Origin of the sequence: Algibacter pacificus (assembly GCF_008033385.1) — a bacterium.
Classification (GTDB): domain Bacteria; phylum Bacteroidota; class Bacteroidia; order Flavobacteriales; family Flavobacteriaceae; genus Algibacter; species Algibacter pacificus.
The window spans coordinates 56,862-78,135 of sequence record NZ_VOGY01000013.1 but is presented as its reverse complement, the minus strand read 5'-3'; the positions used below and the strand labels follow the sequence as shown (position 1 = coordinate 78,135).

At 34.0% G+C, this 21,274-nt stretch carries 16 protein-coding genes and 1 tRNA gene; 4 read left to right on the top strand and 13 right to left on the bottom strand.

What is annotated here, in order from left to right; all coding sequences use genetic code 11:
* Positions 1 to 19: 19 nt before the first annotated feature.
* The 7 genes from FQU21_RS15265 to FQU21_RS15235 all read right to left on the bottom strand — a co-directional run bounded on the left by FQU21_RS15265 (position 20) and on the right by FQU21_RS15235 (position 9,189).
* Positions 20 to 1,102: an efflux RND transporter periplasmic adaptor subunit gene (locus FQU21_RS15265; RefSeq protein ID WP_147678877.1), complete on the bottom strand. Its 1,083-nt coding sequence runs from the start codon at positions 1,100 to 1,102 to the stop codon at positions 20 to 22.
* A 151-nt stretch (positions 1,103 to 1,253) separates the two neighbouring features.
* A complete protein-coding gene (locus FQU21_RS15260) occupies positions 1,254 to 1,682 on the bottom strand; it encodes a hypothetical protein (RefSeq protein ID WP_147678876.1) in 429 nt (142 codons plus the stop codon).
* Positions 1,683 to 1,901: 219 nt separating this feature from the next.
* Complete coding sequence (locus FQU21_RS15255) at positions 1,902 to 5,804, bottom strand: T9SS type A sorting domain-containing protein (RefSeq protein WP_147678875.1); 3,903 nt, start codon at positions 5,802 to 5,804, stop codon at positions 1,902 to 1,904.
* A gap of 100 nt (positions 5,805 to 5,904) precedes the next feature.
* Positions 5,905 to 7,044 carry an ABC transporter substrate-binding protein gene (locus FQU21_RS15250; RefSeq protein WP_147678874.1) on the bottom strand — a complete coding sequence of 380 codons (1,140 nt, stop codon included), beginning with the start codon at positions 7,042 to 7,044 and terminating at the stop codon, positions 5,905 to 5,907.
* Between the two features lie 9 nt (positions 7,045 to 7,053).
* Positions 7,054 to 7,599, bottom strand: a complete 546-nt coding sequence (locus FQU21_RS15245) for a phage tail protein (RefSeq protein WP_147678873.1) — start codon at positions 7,597 to 7,599, stop codon at positions 7,054 to 7,056.
* 4 nt (positions 7,600 to 7,603) lie between these two features.
* Positions 7,604 to 8,176 carry a dioxygenase family protein gene (locus FQU21_RS15240; protein WP_147678872.1) on the bottom strand — a complete coding sequence of 191 codons (573 nt, stop codon included), beginning with the start codon at positions 8,174 to 8,176 and terminating at the stop codon, positions 7,604 to 7,606.
* A 383-nt stretch (positions 8,177 to 8,559) separates the two neighbouring features.
* Positions 8,560 to 9,189, bottom strand: coding sequence for a 7-carboxy-7-deazaguanine synthase QueE (locus tag FQU21_RS15235; protein WP_147678871.1), 630 nt, complete (start codon positions 9,187 to 9,189; stop codon positions 8,560 to 8,562).
* A 173-nt stretch (positions 9,190 to 9,362) separates the two neighbouring features.
* On the opposite strand from FQU21_RS15235, the gene FQU21_RS15230 reads away from it, so the two are divergent.
* The 3 genes from FQU21_RS15230 (at position 9,363) to FQU21_RS15220 (ending at position 12,901) form a co-directional block, all read left to right on the top strand.
* Complete coding sequence (locus tag FQU21_RS15230) at positions 9,363 to 10,901, top strand: helicase HerA-like domain-containing protein (protein WP_147678870.1); 1,539 nt, start codon at positions 9,363 to 9,365, stop codon at positions 10,899 to 10,901.
* A gap of 98 nt (positions 10,902 to 10,999) precedes the next feature.
* Positions 11,000 to 11,977, top strand: a complete 978-nt coding sequence (locus FQU21_RS15225; protein ID WP_147678869.1) for a YitT family protein — start codon at positions 11,000 to 11,002, stop codon at positions 11,975 to 11,977.
* 18 nt (positions 11,978 to 11,995) lie between these two features.
* Positions 11,996 to 12,901 (top strand): GYDIA family GHMP kinase, encoded by a 906-nt coding sequence (locus FQU21_RS15220; protein ID WP_147678868.1) that lies wholly within the window; start codon positions 11,996 to 11,998, stop codon positions 12,899 to 12,901.
* Between the two features lie 115 nt (positions 12,902 to 13,016).
* Here the strand turns inward: FQU21_RS15220 and FQU21_RS15215 are convergent, their stop codons facing one another.
* The 6 genes from FQU21_RS15215 to FQU21_RS15185 form a co-directional block, all read right to left on the bottom strand.
* Entirely contained in the window at positions 13,017 to 15,146 is a 2,130-nt protein-coding gene (locus FQU21_RS15215; RefSeq protein ID WP_147678867.1) for a peptidylprolyl isomerase, read from the bottom strand.
* Positions 15,147 to 15,411: 265 nt separating this feature from the next.
* On the bottom strand, positions 15,412 to 16,698 hold the full coding sequence (locus FQU21_RS15210; RefSeq protein ID WP_147678866.1) for a hemolysin family protein: 1,287 nt from the start codon (positions 16,696 to 16,698) through the stop codon (positions 15,412 to 15,414).
* 323 nt (positions 16,699 to 17,021) lie between these two features.
* Positions 17,022 to 17,579: an LPS export ABC transporter periplasmic protein LptC gene (gene lptC / locus FQU21_RS15200; RefSeq protein ID WP_246124849.1), complete on the bottom strand. Its 558-nt coding sequence runs from the start codon at positions 17,577 to 17,579 to the stop codon at positions 17,022 to 17,024.
* A complete protein-coding gene (locus FQU21_RS15195) occupies positions 17,579 to 18,961 on the bottom strand; it encodes a tetratricopeptide repeat protein (RefSeq protein ID WP_147678864.1) in 1,383 nt (460 codons plus the stop codon). Before FQU21_RS15195 ends, lptC begins: the two co-directional genes overlap by 1 nt.
* An 18-nt stretch (positions 18,962 to 18,979) precedes the next feature.
* Positions 18,980 to 20,272: a BamG family beta-barrel-assembly machinery protein gene (locus FQU21_RS15190; RefSeq protein ID WP_147678863.1), complete on the bottom strand. Its 1,293-nt coding sequence runs from the start codon at positions 20,270 to 20,272 to the stop codon at positions 18,980 to 18,982.
* Complete coding sequence (locus FQU21_RS15185; RefSeq protein ID WP_147678862.1) at positions 20,272 to 21,000, bottom strand: type III pantothenate kinase; 729 nt, start codon at positions 20,998 to 21,000, stop codon at positions 20,272 to 20,274. Before FQU21_RS15185 ends, FQU21_RS15190 begins: the two co-directional genes overlap by 1 nt.
* A gap of 182 nt (positions 21,001 to 21,182) precedes the next feature.
* On the opposite strand from FQU21_RS15185, the gene FQU21_RS15180 reads away from it, so the two are divergent.
* A tRNA-Phe gene (locus tag FQU21_RS15180) sits at positions 21,183 to 21,258 on the top strand.
* Positions 21,259 to 21,274 lie beyond the last annotated feature (16 nt).

Genomic DNA, 21,274 nt, shown 5'->3' with positions numbered 1-21,274 from the left:
TGAGATTTATTAGTGAAAATTACTCAGCATAAAGCTCTAAGTTTTCTAAAACTTCGTTAGGTTTTACAAATTCTGTGGCAATTTTTTCTTGATCTTTTACCATTCTAATGCCTTCGAGGAGTATTTTATCGTTTACTGAAAGCCCTTTGCTTACAACAAACAAGTGAGGTAATTCAGCTTCAACCGAAATTTCACGTTGTTTAACAACATTGTTTTTATCAATAACAAAAACATATTTTTTGTCTAAAATTTCGAAGGTTGCTTTTTGGGGAATAATAATGGCTTGTTTAAAAGGTACAGTTAGCAAGACATTACCCGTTTGGCCATGGCGTAAAATACCATCGGGATTAGGGAAGGTAGCTCTAAAAGCAATGTTTCCAGTTTCGTTGTTAAATTCACCTTCAATGGTTTCTACAATACCAACTTGGTTAAATGTTTTGTTATTTGCTAAGTGGAGTCCTACTTCTTTTTTGTCGCCTTTATCCGTACTCATAATGTAGTCTAAATATTCAGACTCAGGCACGTTGAAATAGACCCACATTTTACTGTTGTCGGAAAGAGTTGTTAGCAATTCACCTTCGTCTAGTAAGCTACCTTGTCGAGCTTCTAAATGGTCCATAATACCATCGAAAGGTGCGCTAATATCGGTGAAACCTAAATGTGTTTTTGCTAATAATACTTCGGCTTTAGCTTTTTCTAAGTTGGCTTGTGCTAATGCTAATTCGTTAGCGGAAACCACATTGTTATCGGCTAAAAATTGTGTGTTTTTAAGTTCTATTTCAGCAGTATGCTCTTCTGCAGTTGATTTTTGTAATTCGGCTTTATACACGTTTGGCGAAATTTGAAACATGTGTTGCCCTTTTTTAACATGCTCACCTTCGTCCACAAATATTTGTTTTAGGTATCCTTTTTCTAAGGCACGTAATTCGATGTGTTGATACGCATGAATTTGACATACATAATCTTTTACAATTGATGTGTCTTTTTTAATAGGGTTGGTGACTAGGAACTTAACTTCTTCGGCTTTTTTTTCGTGTTTTTTTTCACAGCTGGTATTTAACAAAAATACGAACGCACCGATGTAAATGAAGGTTTTCTTCATGATTTTACTTGTTTAAAATAAATGGTTAGATAAAATGATTCGTTAAGATAAATGCATCGTTGGTTAGATGAGTTATCTCATAATTTAATTGAAATTCTTAAAATTTAATAGAAAAACAAACCTTAGAAAGATGGTCTGTTTTATGGCGTAATCAAATTATGAAAACTTGAAATTTAGCGTGTAAGCGTAAAGATATTTTGCTGTAATTAAAAATATAGCGTTGCTTAGTTTCTTGAAGTTCGCAGTTTAAACTATCTAATAATTGCGCATAAAAAATGGTAGCTAAGTGGCTACCATATGATAATGATTTAAAATCGATATCTAATTTATCTTCATTGTTTTCTTCAAAGGTTTCAGAATCTATAAATTCTTTATAGGTTTTTTTTCCTCTGTTATTTTCTGAAGAAAGATCTAATACTCGATAATCTGTTTGTGTTTGAAGGGAAATAGAACCCTCGAAATTATTCTTTTCCTGAGTAAAAGGTGTATAGTCAATAATCGAGTTTGCGTACAAGTTTGCCAATCCTGATAATAGCAGGATGTTTAATAAAAGCAAATATTTCTTGAAAGCGTTGTTCATTTGGTGCGTAAATCTATATTAATTGAATAATATTACCAAAGGAAATTTTGTTAAAAATAAAACCAGCTTCTTTAGTTTATAAAAAAATTAACGTTTAGGTTGAAATATTAAGTGTTTTTAACATTTAAGGAGGGGGTGGTGATTTTAGGTTAAAAATAATAAACCCCTTCAATTCTAAATTTAGATGAAGGGGTTTCGGTATTTAAATATCTTGATATTTTATTCTTTCATTAGACGTTTTGTAATTTGTCCTTGATCGGATTTTATAACCATGATATAAGTAGCACTTGCTAGTTTTGATACATTAAATGAATAGTTTGCACCCATATCTTTTAAGTCTAAAGTTTGTATAAGTCTGCCTCTCATATCGTATAAGTTAGCTTCTGTTAAATTTAGAGATTTAGGGTTGTTTAAGTAAACTAAGTTTTGAACTGGGTTAGGGTATACAGTAACAGAATCTAATCCTAACTGGTTTTCGTCGAGCCCAAGTGTATTGGTTACTGTTAACTGAAAATCGCATGTGCTAGTATTGCCAGATGCATCTTTTGCTGTAAGTGTTACAGTATATACTCCTGGAGTAAGTATAGATCCTGCTGTGGGAGATTGTGTTGTTCTGGTTACTGGTGAGGAGCAATTATCTGTTGCTGTGACTTCGCCAGTTCCAAAATAATCTGGAACGGTATATGGCGCTGAGTCTTGAGTTTGATCTGCGGGACATGTGATTACGGGCTTTATGGTATCAAATACAGTTGCTGTACTCATACAACTAGAGGTGTTTCCTTGTGGATCAAAGGTGTATAGGGTTTTGGGAACCATAAAACCATTATGAGTACAATTATAAGTTTCGCTTGCTGCGGTAGTTCTAATTGGCTGGTCTATGGTTACTGTAAAGCTAGCAGTTTCTGAAGGTGTTAATGCCGTGGTATGCATATAATATGTAGTTCCCGCATCTAGTGGTATGGTAGGTGTGCCTCCAGCATTTACACCACTATCGTTATAGATGCCATGGGTTAAATACTCAGGTCTACTAAATAGGTTACCGCTATTTGGTACGGGTGTGTCATTAAAAACAACCAAGACCAAGCCGCTAGTGTCAGAGCTTGTGCCACTCATACCAAAAGTATAGTTGCCAGTTACCGGAACAGTAAAAGCGGTTTGATTATAATAATAAGTACTTCCTGAACTGGGGAAGTATTGATCTTGAGGGCTTGCAGAAGTTGTTTCTCCGTTAAAACTCGTGGTTTCAAAAGCTAAAAATACAGTACCTCCATCATCTGAGGATCCGTTGTCAAGCAAAGAAGGTGTTAGGATGGCATTACCCATGGCATCTAGAGGCAGTGTGATATTTTGGCAAATAGCAGTAGGTGGTTGGTTTCCAATGGCTAAATCTGAGAAAGGTGTTGTTGATAAAGCAGCTGGAGTTTCTCCATGTACCCAATTGGCAATATTCACGAAATCGGCATTACCTACAGGAAGGTTACGTTTTGTTTCGTCATATTCAGTTCGGTCTGGGTTTACCGCAGGGAAACCATCAACAACTAAGGCGCTTAAGTAAATTCCAGAAGGGTCTTGACTAGTGGGAATATTTCCTCCTGGCACCCCAGAACCTCCTGTGTACATTACCGCATATATATCTGTAACGCCATTTGTAGGATCTGTATCGTTGTCTTGATACGCATATAATCCATCTCCAGTAGTTGCTAGGTTTGAATTTCCATTAAGTACAACTAAAGTTCCGCAGCCTTCTCCAGATGTATCAGTACAACTCGGGGTAAAGGTGTCGCTTCCTGTTTCTGTAATAACAATTACATCACCTTTGCTTATGCTTCCTGTAGCTGGAGATGTCCATTGAATAAGAGCTTCTCCCGAAGAAAAAAGTAGGGTGGTATTATCAAATTCATCTTCTGTAAAATAGATGACTGTATTTGCAGGAATATCTTCAATAGCTACAAAAGAAAATCCATCTGTAGTTAGGTGAGACATACCTGTTATAGCTACTAAAGGATCGGAGTTACTAGTATCATCATTTGTAATGCTTCCTGTAGCATCGTTTGGAGAACCTCCGTTATATCCTGTACCCGAAGCTAAAGCTAGGGTAATGGTTTCTATAGGTTCTACAGTGGTATCTACAACTGGTGTTAGGGTTACTGTGGCGCTACTACTTCCGTTAGGAATGGTTACTGTTCCTGTGGTACTAGTATAAGCCGTAGCTCCTGTTTGCGTATAATCACTGGTTAATGTTGCTGTGCCTGAGATGGAAAAGTTGATATCAACATCGCTAGTTGCAGGAGAAGATAGTGAAAAGGTATAAACCATTCCTGTACCGCTATCTTCTGCAGCACTACTTGGTGAAATATTAACCGTGGCTATAGGGTTTGCACTTCCTGTTGATATGATAATATTATTAAAAGGAATAGCTGATAAAGTTTGGTTTGCTTGTCCATATAACCAGTTTGTAGTGTTTTGAAAATTAGCTTGATCGACATCAATACCACGGTCACCTCCTGTAAATTTGTATTCGGTTCTATTAGGGCTGGTGGCAGGAAAACCATCTACAAGTACACTGCCAGGATATACGCTTGTAGGATTGTTTATAACTGGAATATTTCCACCTCCAGTAACATTATCACCGGTATGTAATACGGCATATATTTCTGTAATACCATTTGTAGGATCTGCATCGGAATCACTATATGCGTAAAAGCTTTCGCCTTCGGTAGCTAATGAGAATACTCCCGAAGTAACCGCTACGGTTCCACAGTTACCACTATCACAAGTTGTTATGAATGTGTTTGCAGACGATTCTGTAGCAACAATAACTTCGCCACGAGGAACTATACTCCCAGGAGAGGTCCAAGTATAAACACCTTCACTAGAATCTTCAAACTGAAGGGTGCTGTTGTTAAACGATTGGTCTGTAAAATAAATAGTCGTATTCGCAGGAATATCATCTAAGGCTACAAAAGAGAACCCATCGGCAGTTTGGCTATTTGTTCCTGTTATTGCTACCATTGGGGTAACTGCTTGTGTATCGTCATTAAGTAGGGTTACCGTTGCCGCACTTGGGCTTCCGCCATCATATCCAGTGCCTGGAGTAATGGTAAGTGTTATGGTTTCGTCTGGTTCCAAGGTAGTATCTCCGTTTGGAGTAATAGTTACTGTTTTTGAGGAGGTACCATTTGCAATGGTTACTGTACCTGTGCTAGCAGAAAATGTTGTAGCTCCTGTGACAGCATAGTCTGAGGAATAAGTAGCAGTGCCTTCAACTGAAAAATTAGCAACAATATTACCTGCTGCTGGAGTATCTAAAGTGAAGGTATAAACCATACTACTTCCGCTATTTTCATTTACAGAAGTTGGGCTTGCGGAAACAGTTAATACTGGGTTTGCCCCTGCGAGATTAAGATTTGTGAATTCTACAACAGATAAATCGGCATTGGGTGTATATTGTAAGTAGTTTGCTGGGTTTTCTAAAGCTGTTTGGCTTATACCGTCTCTTAAGGTTGTAGGCGAGAATTTAAACTCTACTTTGTCGGGACCATTATATACATTCGCGTCGTCCGTAAATCCATCTACCACTATTGCATTAGGGAAATCGCTAAGAGGGTTTTCAGCCGTGGGAATATTGCCTCCATTTTGAGAAGTTTCTCCAGACCCGGTAAACATAACAGAATAAATTTGAGTAATACCGTTGCCTGGATTGTCATCGGTATCTGAATAAGCATATAATCCATCGCCATTGGTAGCTAAATTAAAACTTCCACTTGAAAAGGTGTAGCTTCCACAGTTTCCCGATGTACACGCTATTGAGAATGTGTTTGAGCTAATTTCTCGCATGTAAACAACAATACCTTTGTTAAGTCCTCCTGCACCTACAGTATATTTTATAACGGCTTCTCCTGGATAAGTTGGAAAGTTATTGCTTCCTGAAGCGTATTCTATGTCAGTAAAGTAAATTACTTCGCCGGCAGGAATGTTTTCAGTAGCAACAAATGTAAACCCATCGTTAGCGGGACCGTTTGATACATGATTCATACCTATAATTACAACTTTTTGAGCGTAACTAGCGCTGAAGGTTAAAAGGGTTGATAATATTATGGATAAAAAAGTAATTTTTTTCATAACTATGTTTTTGATCGGTTAATAATTAGAGTTTATTAAAAAATGACGTTATGTCTAAAATTTTAAATAAGCTATGTATTTATTGTTTAGTTTAAGCATGTTAGGTACATAAGTATGGGTTTTGCCAACCCGTATAATTTATGTTTGAAAATTCTTTATTCAGTTCGTCTAAACTAGAGGGCTCTATAGTTTCAATGAGTATATTTTGATATTCGGTTTTATTAAATTGAAATGTTCTAAGTTTAAAGTTTTCGGGTTCAGATTCGTTCAACTCATTATATTGAATAGCACCTCTAGGCGTCATAATTTTTTTTAGATGAAGTTGTTCTGTGAAATTAGCGTTAACTTTTCCTTTAGGAGATATACAATTAGCCAATGTAATTCCAACCTCATACCCCATAAGACTAAAAACATTTGGGACTTCTTTATATTTTTTATTGTATTTTTTCAAGAAGGTTTTCGTGTTTTCTAAAGGCGCATCAAAAGCCCAAGAGGCAATAGATTGTACATTTTCAATATTATAATCTTCGGTGTTTATAGTTTCATCGGTCATGGCGGGAAATGCTAATATGGGAATGGCCCCATTTATTTTAGAATTTGCCAAGGCGTTGAATACTTTTTTTCCTTCATTATAACTGAAAAGAGTAAAGATAACATCGGGTTCCAAAGTATTAATGGTATCTATAAGGCTATCAAAAGTTTCATTTTTATAATCGCTTGGCGCTACATAATATTTTAGAATGGTGCCGCCTTCATTTTCAAATGCTTTAGCTAACGCATAAGTATGTTGGTAGCCTCCATCATAAAAAGAGGATGCGAAAACAGCTTTTTTACCTATTTTATTGGCTGCATAGACTCCCGTGGTATATGCAGATTGCCATAGGTTAAGTGTATGATGTAGTACGTAAGGACTATAATGTTCCTTTTTTAGAATATTTGCTCCTAAATCGATATGAATTAATGGTTTTTTATAACCGTCAAAAAGGGTTACCAATTCTTTTAACCTAAAAATACTACAGAATGAAATGGTTACATCAACGTTTTCTTGAAGTAACAATTTCTCTGCAGTTTTAAGCGGTAAATCATCTGCGGCATGCCCAATGTTTTCAATAATGTATTTGAATTTCATGGTAAAAGGTATGTGTTTTTTTAACGCAAGTTTTAGTCCATTTAAAAAATCCATAGCCAATGTGGGATACATATCCGACTTTGGGAGCATTATTCCAATTTTTAATTTCATTGTTTCAAATTAGTTTCTTGAAGGAAATATACCGTAAAGAGCAATTTCGTAATTTAAAGCAAGATAAGGTTGCATATTGATGTGTGATTGGTTACCGCCAGTATTTTGAATGGTTGTAGAAGAGCTTGGTCCTGCAAGGGTTCCAGTTGCATCTTCACTAAAAGCTTGATTCTGTCCTGCAATATGTAGCCCATTTGGCGAACTTTCATCTCCTGGCTGTGTATTAACCGCTATTGAAGTATTGGTAGTTGCAACATGATTATGGGTTGGCATTTCCGATTGTTGTAAGGTTACTCTTTCAAGCCCTCCTCTAGATCCTAATGCTCTTGGTGTAAGTCCTGGTCCAGAAGAGCCACCGCCTGAGTGCACAACTACTCGCCCACGTAAATCTGGTAAAGCAAATGTGGTTCGGCCATCACCACCATAAGTGGTGCCTAGTATGGAGAATAGCGCAGTGTTCTGTGAGATTGGTAATAGTTGCCCATTGCAATATGCTAAAGAGCGAATGGGGAAGTTGCCAGCAAAGAGGATAATTTGTCCTAATAAAAATTCCATAATATTAAATGTATTGGTTAGTATTTATTGATAAATTGAAATTAATTTTTGATGTGTTTAGGCTGGTTTTCATGGTTGGAAAAAGTTTTTCTTCTCCCAAAACATGTTGTTTTTCCCAGTGTTTGCAAGAAATATGTGCGCCTAAATTGTTAAATATGAGTTCTGTAAAATATACCGTATCATTTTGGGATACCTTAAAATAAATACGTGGTTGTTTGCCTTGTTCTTGGTTAGGCCAATCGCTTATAAATTTATAGTGTCCATTTTTATCGGTGTACATTTTACCGCGGTGATTGTACTTTTGGGAGTTTGGTGAAAGATGCCAAACTTCAATTTTTGCATTGGAAACAGGTTTGTTTCCTGTTGCATCATAAAGAGTTCCTGTTACAATGACTTCTTTTCCAATTAGAGAAGTTCGAAGATCTGTTTTTTGTTCGGTATAAGGGTTGTAGCCATTAAATGGACTGTCGTCTTTAGTTAATCCGTTTAATAAGGAGGACGTAGATGCAAGGGCTATTCCTGTTGTGGCCATAGCTGTCTTACGTAAAAATAATCGTCGAGAGGAGTTTTTTGTCATGGTTGTTGGTTTTTAGTTAAAGGTTAGTATATTCTATAAAGATATTTTAATAGTTATTCATTAAGACGAACTATATAATTTTGTTTTTAGATAATTAATATCTAAAACAGTTAAACCAATGCTTATAATCGAAATAATAATCGATACGTATTTTTAATTCATTAATAAAAAGGATTACCATAGATTTTATAGTCCATGTAATCTCATACTATTATTTACTTAGGGAGAAGAAGTGTGTTTAAATTATAAATTATATAATCTATAAAAAATGCTTGCTATACATTTGTATGTAAATTTACAAAATTTATTTTGCAGATAATCAAGATGTTCTGTTAAATTTTTGAAAGTGTAAATTCTTAAGAAATTATTTTTAACCCTCTTTTTTAAGGAATATTTAAATATTTATGGGTTTGTAAGGATACTTTCCATTTCGGGTTTTTCATTACATAGTCTACAATTTCAGGAACTACTTTATCGCGTTTGCTCCATTCGGGTTGTAAATATAGAATACAATCTTTGTTTACCTGAGCGGCTTGTTCTTCCGCGAAGCGAAAATCATCTTTATTATAAATAATCACTTTTAGCTCATGGGCATTGTCGTAAACTTCTTTAGTAGGAAGTTTCATTTTTTTTGGAGACAAACAAATCCAATCCCAAATGCCTGTTAATTTATAAGCTCCAGAGGTTTCAATATGTACCTGTAACCCTTCAGCTTTAAGCTGTGTTGTTAAAGGGGTCATATCCCAAGTTAATGGCTCACCACCAGTAATTACTATAGTATCACTGTGTTTTTTTGCGTTTTCAACAATTTTAGTTGTTAAGGTTGGGGGGTGTAAATTAGCATTCCAACTTTCTTTTACATCGCACCAATGGCAGCCTACATCGCAACCACCAACGCGAATAAAATAAGCGGCCGTACCTTTGTGAAATCCCTCACCTTGTATGGTGTAAAATTCCTCCATTAGCGGAAGCATTTCACCTTTATCAACTAATTGCTGTATCTCTTTTTTCATAAGTCTGCAAAGATACGGATTCCATTAGTTTTATGCATCATTAACTTCAATTCTACTCGGAATGAAATATTTAGGAACATTTAGGGAAATGAAGATTAAATATATTCATGCCCAGTAAAAATCACATTTTTTTCTTGATTTAAATTACTGTATTTTTATGCAAAATATACAGTATGAGCAACACAGATAATTTTTTTAAATATATAACTGAAGGAAATAGCACAAAAGGTGATTTTATTGCCGTTGGTGCTGCTATGTTAGATGGAGAAACCGTTACGGGTGCTCATGTTAAAATTCCATTAAAAACCATGAATCGTCATGGGTTAATAGCTGGAGCGACGGGTACAGGAAAAACAAAATCGCTTCAGGTTTTAGCTGAAAATTTAAGCGATAAAGGCGTGCCTGTTTTATTAATGGATATTAAAGGCGATTTGAGTGGATTGGCACAACCAAGTCCGGGGCACGAAAAAATTAACGAGCGCCATGAAAAAATAGGTTTACCTTTTGAAGCTAAAGGATTTCCTGTAGAATTGTTAACACTTTCCGAACAAAATGGCGTGCGTTTACGTGCTACGGTTAGCGAATTTGGACCGGTTTTATTGTCGCGAGTTTTAGATTTGTCGGAAACACAATCTGGGATTGTTTCTGTTATTTTTCAGTATTGCGATGATAATAAATTACCTTTATTAGATTTAAAAGATTTTAAAAAAATTCTGCAATATGCTACTCAAGAGGGTAAAGCTGAATTTACAGAGGCTTACGGACGAATTTCAACAGCATCTACAGGAGCTATTCTTCGAAAAGTGGTGGAATTGGAACAGCAAGGTGCCGAGTTGTTTTTTGGTGAAAAATCTTTCGATACACAAGATTTACTTCGTGTAGATGAAAACGGGAGAGGCTATATTAATATTTTAAGATTAACCGATATTCAAGATAAACCAAAATTATTTTCAACCTTTATGTTGAGTTTATTGGCCGAAATTTATTCAACATTTCCAGAACAAGGAGATAGTGATCGACCAGAACTTATTTTGTTTATAGATGAAGCGCATTTAATTTTTAATGAAGCATCAAAAGCTTTGTTAAATCAAATTGAAAGTATTGTAAAATTAATACGAAGTAAAGGCGTGGGATTATATTTTGTAACTCAAAATCCTACGGATGTTCCCGAAGCCGTTTTAGGACAGTTAGGCTTGAAAATTCAGCATGCTTTAAGAGCCTTTACCGCTAAAGATCGAAAAGCCATAAAACTAACAGCTCAGAACTATCCAGATTCTGAATATTATAATACTACCGAAGTATTAACCTCTTTAGGAATAGGGGAAGCTTTAGTGTCTGCCTTAGATGAAAAAGGGCGCCCAACACCATTGGCAGCAACAATGATGCGTGCACCTATGAGTAGAATGGATGTATTAACCGATAATGAACTTAGCGCCTTACTTGCTAATTCTAAAATGGTTAAAAAATACAACGATACTATAGATAGGGAAAGTGCTTACGAAATGCTTAACGAAAAAATAAAAGAAGCCGAAGCCGAGGAAGCTAAGGAAAAAGCTAAAAAAGAAAAAGCAGCACTAGAAAAAGCAGCGTCTAAACGAAAAACAACAACAACCCGCAGAAGTACCGCTATGAACCCCATAGTTAAGGTGCTTACCAGTGCAACTTTTATTCGTTCGGTATTTGGTATTTTAACTAAAGTGCTGAAAAAGTAATAGGACTATTAATTCAAGTTTCACTATTAATTACATAGATTTTTTTGTGTGTTAATATTGGTCTCAATTTGAAATAAGAAAGTATTAAAAACGATTGAATGAACCCATTTTTATCTAAAATATTAGTTGATGTAGCTCGCAAGCAACTCAAAAAAAAACAAACCAATAATGATGGTCCAATTGCTAAACGGTTAATTGTTCCTTTGGTTAGAAATTTTCAGGTAGAATTATCACATACCATTAAAGAATTTGTTTTTATAATTATAGGGGTGTTTTCGGCAGGTTTTGGTTTAAAAGGATTTTTATTACCTAACCATTTTATCGACGGAGGGGCTACAGGAATTTCGTTATTGCTAGAGCATGTAACTTCTCTGCAACTAGGGGTATTGTTAGTTTTAGTAAACCTACCATTTATAATTTTGGCATCGCGAACCATAGGAAATAAATTTGCTATTAAAAGTATTATCGCTATTATGTTTTTAGCTTTTGTAGTGCATTTTATCGACTATCCGATAATTACAGAAGACAAACTTTTAATTGCTGTTTTTGGTGGTTTCTTTCTTGGTTTAGGGATTGGTTTGGCTATGCGTGGTGGCAGTGTTATTGACGGTACAGAGGTTTTGGCTATTTATTTAGGTAGGAAGTTGTCCTTAACTATTGGCGATGTATTACTGATTATTAATATAATTATTTTTTCGGTTGGTGCCTATGTATTATCGATTGAAACCGCTCTATACGCCATATTAACTTATTTATCTGCTGCAAAAACAGTCGATTTTGTTGTCGATGGGGTAGAGGAATATGTGGGGGTTACCATTATTTCGAATAAACATGAAGCGATAAGAATTATGATTACTGAAAATTTACGTCGTGCTTGTACTATTTACGCTGGAAAAGGCGGGTATGGAACTAATGGAGATAGTTATGATAAAGATATTATTTACACCATAGTTACCCGATTGGAACTTGCCAAACTACATACAGAAATTGATAAAATTGACAAAAAGGCTTTTATTATTATGGGGCTTGTAAAAGATTTAAAAGGCGGTATGATTAAGCGTAAGCCATTAAAATAATTAACTTAATAAAGAAAAGTGAAGCAGTTTTTTAGCAACGGAAAATTATTAATTTCTGGCGAATATGTGGTATTAGATGAAGCTGTTTCTTTGGCGGTACCTACTAAATACGGACAATCTCTAAGGATCGAGCCTATTGATGAACCAAAAATTATTTGGAAAAGCTTAGATGAAAAAGGAACGGTTTGGTTTGAAAGTGTGTTCGAATTAAAGAATAACACCATTTTAAACTCTAATAATGATGAGGTTTCGAACAGACTTCGAGATATATTAATTGCAGCCAAAGCCCTTAATCCTCATTTTTTAAAAGAGGAATTGGGTTATAAAATTACAACCAAGTTAGATTTTCCGAAAAACTGGGGATTGGGCACCTCGTCCACCTTAATAAATAATATGGCTAGTTGGGCACAAGTTGATGCTTACGTGCTTTTAGAACAAACCTTTGGTGGAAGTGGTTATGATATTGCTTGCGCTCAAAATAATAATGCTATTACCTATCAGTTAAAAGGAGATTTGAAGGCAGTTATTCCTGTAAATTTTAATCCTAAGTTTAAAGAAAATTTATATTTTGTTCATTTAAATAAAAAACAAAATAGTCGAGACGGCATTAAACATTACCGTGAGCATAAAGGTGATTTAATATCTTCTATCAATGAAATTAATAAGATTACTCAAGATATGCTAACCTGTGAATCTTTGGAAGTTTTTCAAAAATTAATGGAAAGGCATGAAGCTATTATTGCTAAAATAACAAAGCAAATACCTGTAAAAGAAAGACTTTTTAGTGATTTTAAAGGCGCTATAAAGAGTCTTGGTGCTTGGGGAGGCGATTTTGTTTTAGCGGCTTCTAATGATGATGTTCTGGCCTATTTTAAAGCTAAAGGTTTTCACACGGTTATTCCTTACCAAGATATGGTGCTTTAATAAATGTTTTATTGTTTTTAATAGAATTTTAGAACAAATGATTCTGAAAATATAATGTATAAAAAAAGCCTCAAATTAATGAGGCTTTTTTTATCATTTAAAAATGGAGTTCATTTTATTGAACTTGTATTTTAGCTCTGTTATCTTCAATTTCCGAAGCTTCTTTTAACGCTGTATATAATTTAGAATTTACAACATTAGATTTTTGTTGGGCTACTCTATTGGCAAATGCTTGGTAGTTATCTAATGGTGTAGCTGGCGTTATTTTAGTAACTTCAATCATATAAACACCATTTGTGCCATCAATTAATTTAGAAGTTTCACCTTCCTCTAATCCAAACGCTGTACCAACCACAAAAGGTTCTCTTCCCGCACCAGAAATGGTTGGGTTTTTCATATTAATAGCCGATGCTGTACGTATGCTTTTCTTTTGTTCAGTAGATAAATCTTCTAATGTAGTTGCTTTTATTTGATCTCTAAGCATTTCTGCTTTTTTCTCTTTTCTTATTATAGGTAATACGGTTACTGTGGCATCATCGACAGACATTAATCCTGCGTCGTGTTTCGCTACTAATTGAGCGATTAAATAACCATTTGTAATGTTAAAACGTTTTAAATCGCCTACTTCTGCATCTGCTTCAAAGGCCCAACGTACTATTGGTCTTTGATTTCCGACACCAGGAATGTTTTCATCTAATACTTTAATACCGTTTACTGGACGTACGGTATAATTTTTTTCTTTAGCTAAGGTTTCGAAATCTTTATCTGCAGCGGCTATTTCAAAGCTAGAAGCATCTCTAAAAATTTTATCTACTGTAGCGTCTGATGGTTGAATTTCTCTTGCTAAAGTTCCAATTTTTATAGCTTTCGATTTGTTTTTCTGTCCTTCAATTTCAATAATATGAAAACCAAACATGGTTTTTACAATACCTAAATCACCAACTTTACCTTCAAATTCAAAATCATTAAATTCTGGTACCATGGTATTATATGCATGCCAATCGTAACGACCACCGTTTTCAACACTTCCTTGGTCTGTAGAGAATTCAGTAACAAAATCAGGGAATTTAGAACGATTAGATTTTAAAATAGTTAATAAACTATCGGCAGTAGCTTTTGCTTGTGCTTCGGTTTGAGTTGCTTGAGCACCAGAACTTCTTGTTCCAATAAAAGGAATTAAGATGTGACGTACTTTGGCCGAATCTGGAATTTGTTTAACAGCAATTACCTTAGATATTTTATAGTACCCGTTGTCTTTGTAAGGCCCGTACACTTCGCCTTCGTTTAAATTGTAAAGGGAATCTGCAACAGATGATGGTAAGTTTGATTTAAAAACAAAACGGTTATCAAATTTAATATCAGAATTAGAATTAATAAATCCTTCGTTGTCTTTGGTGTTTAAAAAACCGGTTATGTTTTCGTTGGCTTTAATACCTTCATTATATTCAACACGATCGAATAATAACTTTTTTAAATCTTCCTTGATGGCGTTTTCATCTTCTACGCTAGCAACTTCATTAAATTGAACAAAACGAATATCACGAGATTCTTCAACTTCATATTTTTTAGCATTTTTACTAATGTAGCTAGAAATATCAGATTTAGAAACTTTTACTAAGCTGTCTGCAATTGAAGAATATGGTATTTGTACATATTTAATATCTACTTTATTACTTTCTAATTTGTATTCTAGTTCTCCTTCTGCTAGTGTTCCTGTTAAGCCAGCTTTAACTAAGTTAAAATAGTTTTGCTGTAAGGCATTGTTTGCTAATTGTTTTTCGTAATTAACCCAACTAGCGTATCCAGCCGGTGATGTTTCTTTTAAATTGGCAATATATTCGTTAAGTTTTGCTTCGTCAAACAATCCAGCTTCGTTTAAAAATTCTGGGCTAGAGGCTAGGGCTGTTTTTAATAAATCTTTCATCTGGTCTTTCTCTACAGAAATTCCTAATGCTTCAAATTGCTCTGCCATTACAGCTTCGCGAACTTCTTGTTCCCAAACACGGTTCATAACCTGAGTGTTTGTTGCGCTTGCTCCTGCTTGGCGTTGTGCAACTTCTACTTTTTCAAGAAAAGTTTCCCTAGAAATATCTTTACCGTTAACCGTACCAACAATATGTTGTGATTTTGCTGATAGTGCATCACTATTTTTAAATAAATCTGCTAATACAAAGGAAAATAACGCTAACGCTATTATCAAGATTAAGAATAATGAACGCTGTCTGATTTTATTTAAAACTGCCATCTGTAATTAAAATGTTTTATAATAAACCCGATTTTTGGATTTAACTTGTTAAAATTGATTGTCAATTTACGACTAAATTGATGAAAATATCGTGCGCGAAAATACCATTTTCTATTTAATAATGAAAGGGTTATTTTGTGTTTTGTACATTGTGGGGCTATGGAGTTAATATTAACGCCAATATTTAATGCGTATTTGTCTTTGATTTACAAGAATATTAGGGAATTATGATGTAAAATAGAAAGGCAGTTTTTAAAATTAACGTTTAATGACCTTCTATGCGTTTAAGTTCTACCAAATCAATTTTAGTATTTGAAACTTCTAAAATGGTAAATTGAAAATTTTCTATTTTAAGAATTTCGTTTTGTTCGGGTATTTGTTGTGTGTAGTTTACTATTAGGCCTCCTAAAGTTTCATAATTTTCACTTTCTGGTAGATTAATTTTGTAGGTTTCATTAATATAATCTACTTCCAAACGTGCCGAAAAATTAAAGGTATCATCGTTTATTTTTTCTTCAATTAAATCCACGGTATCATGTTCGTCTTCAATTTCACCAAAAAGTTCTTCAACAATATCTTCAACGCTCATAATTCCCGATGTGCCACCATATTCATCTAAAACGACAGCAATACTTTTGTGCTTTTTGGTTAGTACAGCTAGGACATCTTTAATTAAAACCGTTTCTGGAACAAATTCCACTGGCAGCATCATGGCTTTAATGGTTTTGGGTTTTTTGAAGAGTTCGAAAGAATGTGCATAACCCAAAATGTCGTCTATGGTATCTTTATAAACTAGAATTTTTGTACAACCGGTTTCTGTAAAAAGTGCGTTTAAGGTTTTTATGGATTCATTAATTTCAACCGCAATAATTTCGGTTCTTGGTACCATAACTTCACGAGCTTTGACTTCGGAAAATTCTAAGGCGTTTTGAAAGATTTGAATTTCGGAATCTACTTCATCATGCTCTTCTACAGATTCCATTTGTTCACTAATATAATTTCCAAGTTCTACTTTGGTAAAAGCTAGTTGAATTTGATCTCCTTCAGTTTTAAAAAAAACTTTTAGTATAATATCAGAGATCCAAATAACAAAATCTGAAACAAAGCTAAACAAGATATAAAAAAAATAGGCTGGTATAGCAAGTGCTTTTATTAGTGTGTTAGCATAGATTTGAAAGAATACTTTGGGTAAAAATTCTGCGGTTATTAAAATGACAAGCGTGGATATTACGGTTTGTGTTAATAAGCTTAAATTGTTAATTAAATAATTGATCGATGCGTAGGGGGTTGGTAGCATGGAACGAAACCAATCTACAAGTAAATCGCCCATAAAAAAACCATATACTACGAGTGCAATATTGTTTCCAATAAGCATTGTTGTAATAAACTTAGAAGGTTTTATGGTAAGTTTACTCAGTATTTTTGCAAGAAATCCTTCTTGTTTTTTTTCTATTTCTATATGGATTTTATTTGAAGATATATAGGCTATCTCCATTCCCGAAAAAAAGGCAGAAAGTAGTAATGATACAATTATAGTAACATAAATGCCCATTTATTTGGAATTGTTGCTTTTGTTTTCAAATCGACGTCTAAAAAAGAACATAAAAATAGCTATGGCCAATAGGAATATGCTTAAGTATGCACGACTTTTATCGATATTCCAAGTTTTAACAATATCGTAAATAAGAAAAAGGGCAAAAGCCAAGTATAAATATTTTGAAAATTTTAAATAGTTCATTAGAAATTTTTTAACAGGATACAAAGATAATTAAAATAACAAATGGATAGTTTTATTTATAATACTCTTTTAGAATGGATAGATTAGTTAGGTACTAAAAATAAGAGAAGTGAAGGCGTTGTATGGAAGTGTTAACTTTAATCTTTTAAAGTGATAAGACCTGTAACCTCCAGTACTTCGGCATGTTGTAGTTTAGTGTCTGAATCGAATCCATTACCATGAATTTCATCGGTTTTTGTTTTGAAAGTTACTGGATTATTGGTGAATAACCATTCTTTTTTTTGATCGTAATAAAGTTGTTCAGATTTTAGTACTTCACCTTCAGCTGATGTAATAATAACGTTACCGCGTAAATCATTTAATCCGGTTTGGTCATATATAATGGCATAGTTGGCAACAATGGTTGTTTTTTTGTCCTCATTATCATCATATATGTATAAGGTAAAATTATCGATAAATTCGGTGTAAGGAAAATCTCGATTAGAGAAATCTAGCATTTTACTACTTATCAGGTTTACGGTAACACGTCCAGAATCGGTTTTTTTTGCATTTATATTTTCAGCAACACCAATGGGTTCATTATCGGAAATTCCAAATTTTTGAACCTCTTTTAAACTGTTGTTACATGAAAAAAACATAGCCATGCAACTCAGCATGACTATGTTTAAAATATGATATGTTTTTGTTGTATTCATTAAATTCCTGGTACTGTAACGGTAGCACCAATCCAACATCCAATTTTAATACTTTGCCCAGAACAAGAGCAGCTAAAAATATCTGCTTTTTGAGGAGCTTTAGCAGCGTAGTTTGCTACTGATGCAGCGGCAGCCTTTTTTAAAGTTGGATCTACACGTGCAGCCTTACTAGCTTCGTCTGCAGCCAGCCAATATACAGCTCTTTTGTTAAATGTTGTATCTCCACAGTTATTCGCACTTGCCGCATACATGGCTGCAATTGATAAGTGGGGACGACCGTTAGAAGGGTTAAGGGCTAGCGATTGTCTAAAATATGTTCTGGCTTGTCCGTAGCTTCCTCTGGCTTTTAGTTTAAGTCCAATTTTATTATTTAATTTAGCTTTCTTAAAATTATCGGTTTCTAAGTCAATAGCTTGTTTGTAAAAGGTAATAGCTTCGCTGTTTTTTCCTTCTTTATCTTTTAAGATACCTAAATAGTATGCCGAATTAGCCGATGGCGAAATTTCATGATAAGCATTTACTAACTTAAAGAATAAAGGGTCGTCTGTACATTCTTTTTCAGACATTTTTCCGGCTGCTCTTTGTAACCAAATAGCATTAGTTTTATTTGCTTCGAAACCTTTTTCGTATAAAGGAATTAGGTTTTCACAGTTAGCACGTTCTCCTAATTTTTGATCGATACCAGAAGAAATTTGGTCGTATGCGAGTAGTAATTGACCGTAATATCTTTTATATTGTCCTTCTTTTTTAGTTAATGCTGTACCAGCTTCTTCTTTTGCTATTAATACGTTTAATTTTTCGGAAGAAGATTTTACTTCGTCTTCAACTTTCTCAACAACATCATCGTATTTGTTAAATAAATCTGCTGCAGATTTTTTTTGAGCATCGTATAAATCAACCATTAAAGAAAAGTAAGTATATAAGCTTTGTGCATCTGTAAAGGATGCCTTATCGGTATTGTAAGCTGCATCAAAACCTTCATACAGTTCTTCATCCGTTTTGTTTAATATAGATTTATTTTTATACATTAATTGGCAAGCCATAGCCATATATTTTCCTTTTGGTGTTTTGCTAGGAAAGTATTCTAAGCGTTGTTCCCAAAGTTTTAATAAATCGTTGATTAAGGTTGCTTTCTCAGTGCCTTCTACTTTATCTATTTTGGATTTTAAAATTTTTTCTCCGTCAATATATATGGCGTTATTAAATTTAGGACATTTATTTCTTACAGCCATCCAAGGTTCGTAGGCGGCATCGTAATTTTTAGATTTTACATACTCATGGAATATAGATAGTTTTGCCATACACTCTTCATCTTGTTGCGCAAAACCAACATTTACTCCAATGAATAAAAGGGTAAGTAGTAATGTAATTTTCGTTTTCATGATATTAATTTTATGCTGTTAGTCAAATTTTCTTTTATTAAACCATCTATCGTTCAAAGATAAACTTAATTGGAAATTAACAAAATTCTCTTGTATTAAATTACTGTTTGTGGTACCGCGTTTACCAACTTCAACACCTAAATTAGCGTTAGAGAAAAAAGTTCCAACTGGTAATCCTAGACCAAAAGACATGCCAAACTCTTTTATCGATTCATTTTTTATTTCTAAACCTGTGTTTTCAAAGTGTAAACCTGCTCTGTACACTACACGTTTTAAATAGCTAGAGAATGAATTGTACTGAGGGATATAAAAACCACCTAATTTAAATGCTGTTTGGTCTTCATAGGTAACACCGTTACTATAGAGTGCGTTTTTAAAGTTACTTGTTTTTAAATATTCTGATTCAACACCAATAAACCATTTGTAAGGTTGTCCAATTCCTAAACCATAAGATAATCTAGAGGGTAAAACCAATTCTGTTTCTGCCAAATTTCCTAGGTCACCTTCTATAGTGTTTATGGCAAATTCCACATTAGAGCTGTTTGTTGCAATGGTTGAAAAAGAACGTTCGTTTTTTGAGGTTAAATTGCTCTCTGGCCTATAGGTTACACTACCAATAAGTTCTAACTTTTCAGTTATCATGACTTTGTAAGTAGTTCCAAGGTTAATGTTTAATCCGCTTAAATCAGATCTATTGTTTTCCCTAGCTTGATATTGTGCAGGATTACCATCACTATCGTAGATATATTCAATAGTACTGTTTTGAATATTTCCAAAGTTATATTGGAAATCGATACCTAAACTTAATGTATTTGTAGCTTGGTAACCAAAGCCTAAAAACGCCTTATTTAAGCCGCCTTTTCCTTTAAATCGATTTGATATTTGTTCGTCATTATAGGCTTCAAGTTTATAACCTACAGCAGTGTATGGCATAAGGCCAAAACCAAAACCAAAATCTCCCATTGGGATAGAGATCGCTAAATAATCAAAAGTTGAAGCAGCTGCATTATCTTCACTTGTATTACTTTTTAAGTTAATATTTGCATATGTTCCTCCAACAGTAAATTTTACTGGTCTACTTTCGTGGTTTAAAACATCTAAATTTTTTCCGGCGTAAGATGCAGGATTTCTCAGGTTAACATGGATGCTATCTGTATAGATGCTTAAGCCACCCATGCTTCGGTTTTCTACTGTTCCTTTAAATTTCAGGCTTCCAATACCGTAAAAAGAGTACGGAGACGCCGTTCCTTCTTGTCCGTAACTTTGTATTGCGATAAGAGCAATAAAAACGATTACAAGTTTTTTTATCATTAATTTGAGTTGTATTTTAAAATATAGTAAAGTCCTTCTAAAAGGAAATTAGAGTTGACAAATATGCTACTTTTTAATTGTTTAGACAAGAAATTACTATCTCCTCCTGTTAAAATAATTGTTAAATCTGAATATTTTTCTTTATATGTAGCAATATTTCCTTCAATTTCGTTTAAAACGCCATAGACTACTCCGGAATGTATCGCTGATTTAGTAGAGTTTCCTATAATAGATTTTGGTATTTCTGTATTTAATAACGGTAAATTTGCTGTTAAATTATTTAACGAGGCATATCGCATACGTAATCCTGGAGAAATAGCCCCACCTAAATAATCATTGTTGGCGGTTATAAAATCGTAGGTTATGCAAGTACCGGCATCGATTATTAACGCATTTTTATGTGGAAATTGTTTTATTGAAGCACAAACTAAAGCTATTCGGTCTACACCAAGTGTTGCTGGGGTTTTGTATAAATTGGAGAAGGGAAGCTTTGTCGCGCTATTTAAAATGGTTAAATCGAATAATTTACTTAAAGCATTGGTATCACTATTGGTTAAATTTCCAACGGATGAGATTATTGCTTTTTTTATGTTTAAATATTTGTTTTTCAGTGTTCTAACTTCTTTTAGGAAATTATTTAAATCTACTACTTGTTTGCTTTTAAGTAAGTCTTCTTCAAAAACAGCAAGTTTTACAAAGGAATTTCCTATATCGATAATTAAATACATAAGTTTAATAAAAATGTAAAATTACAAAAGCGACTTTAATCTAACAGATTGATATTATAAAAATATTTTTATTTCTAAAACTAAGGACATCAGTTAAATACAATTTATTTTATTTTTTTTTCAAAAATGTTTTGGCAGATATCAAAAAGGAGTATATATTTGCAACCGCTTAGCAAAGCAATGGTGCCTTAGCTCAGTTGGTAGAGCAAAGGACTGAAAATCCTTGTGTCCCTGGTTCGATTCCTGGAGGCACCACCAAAAAACCCTTATAAAC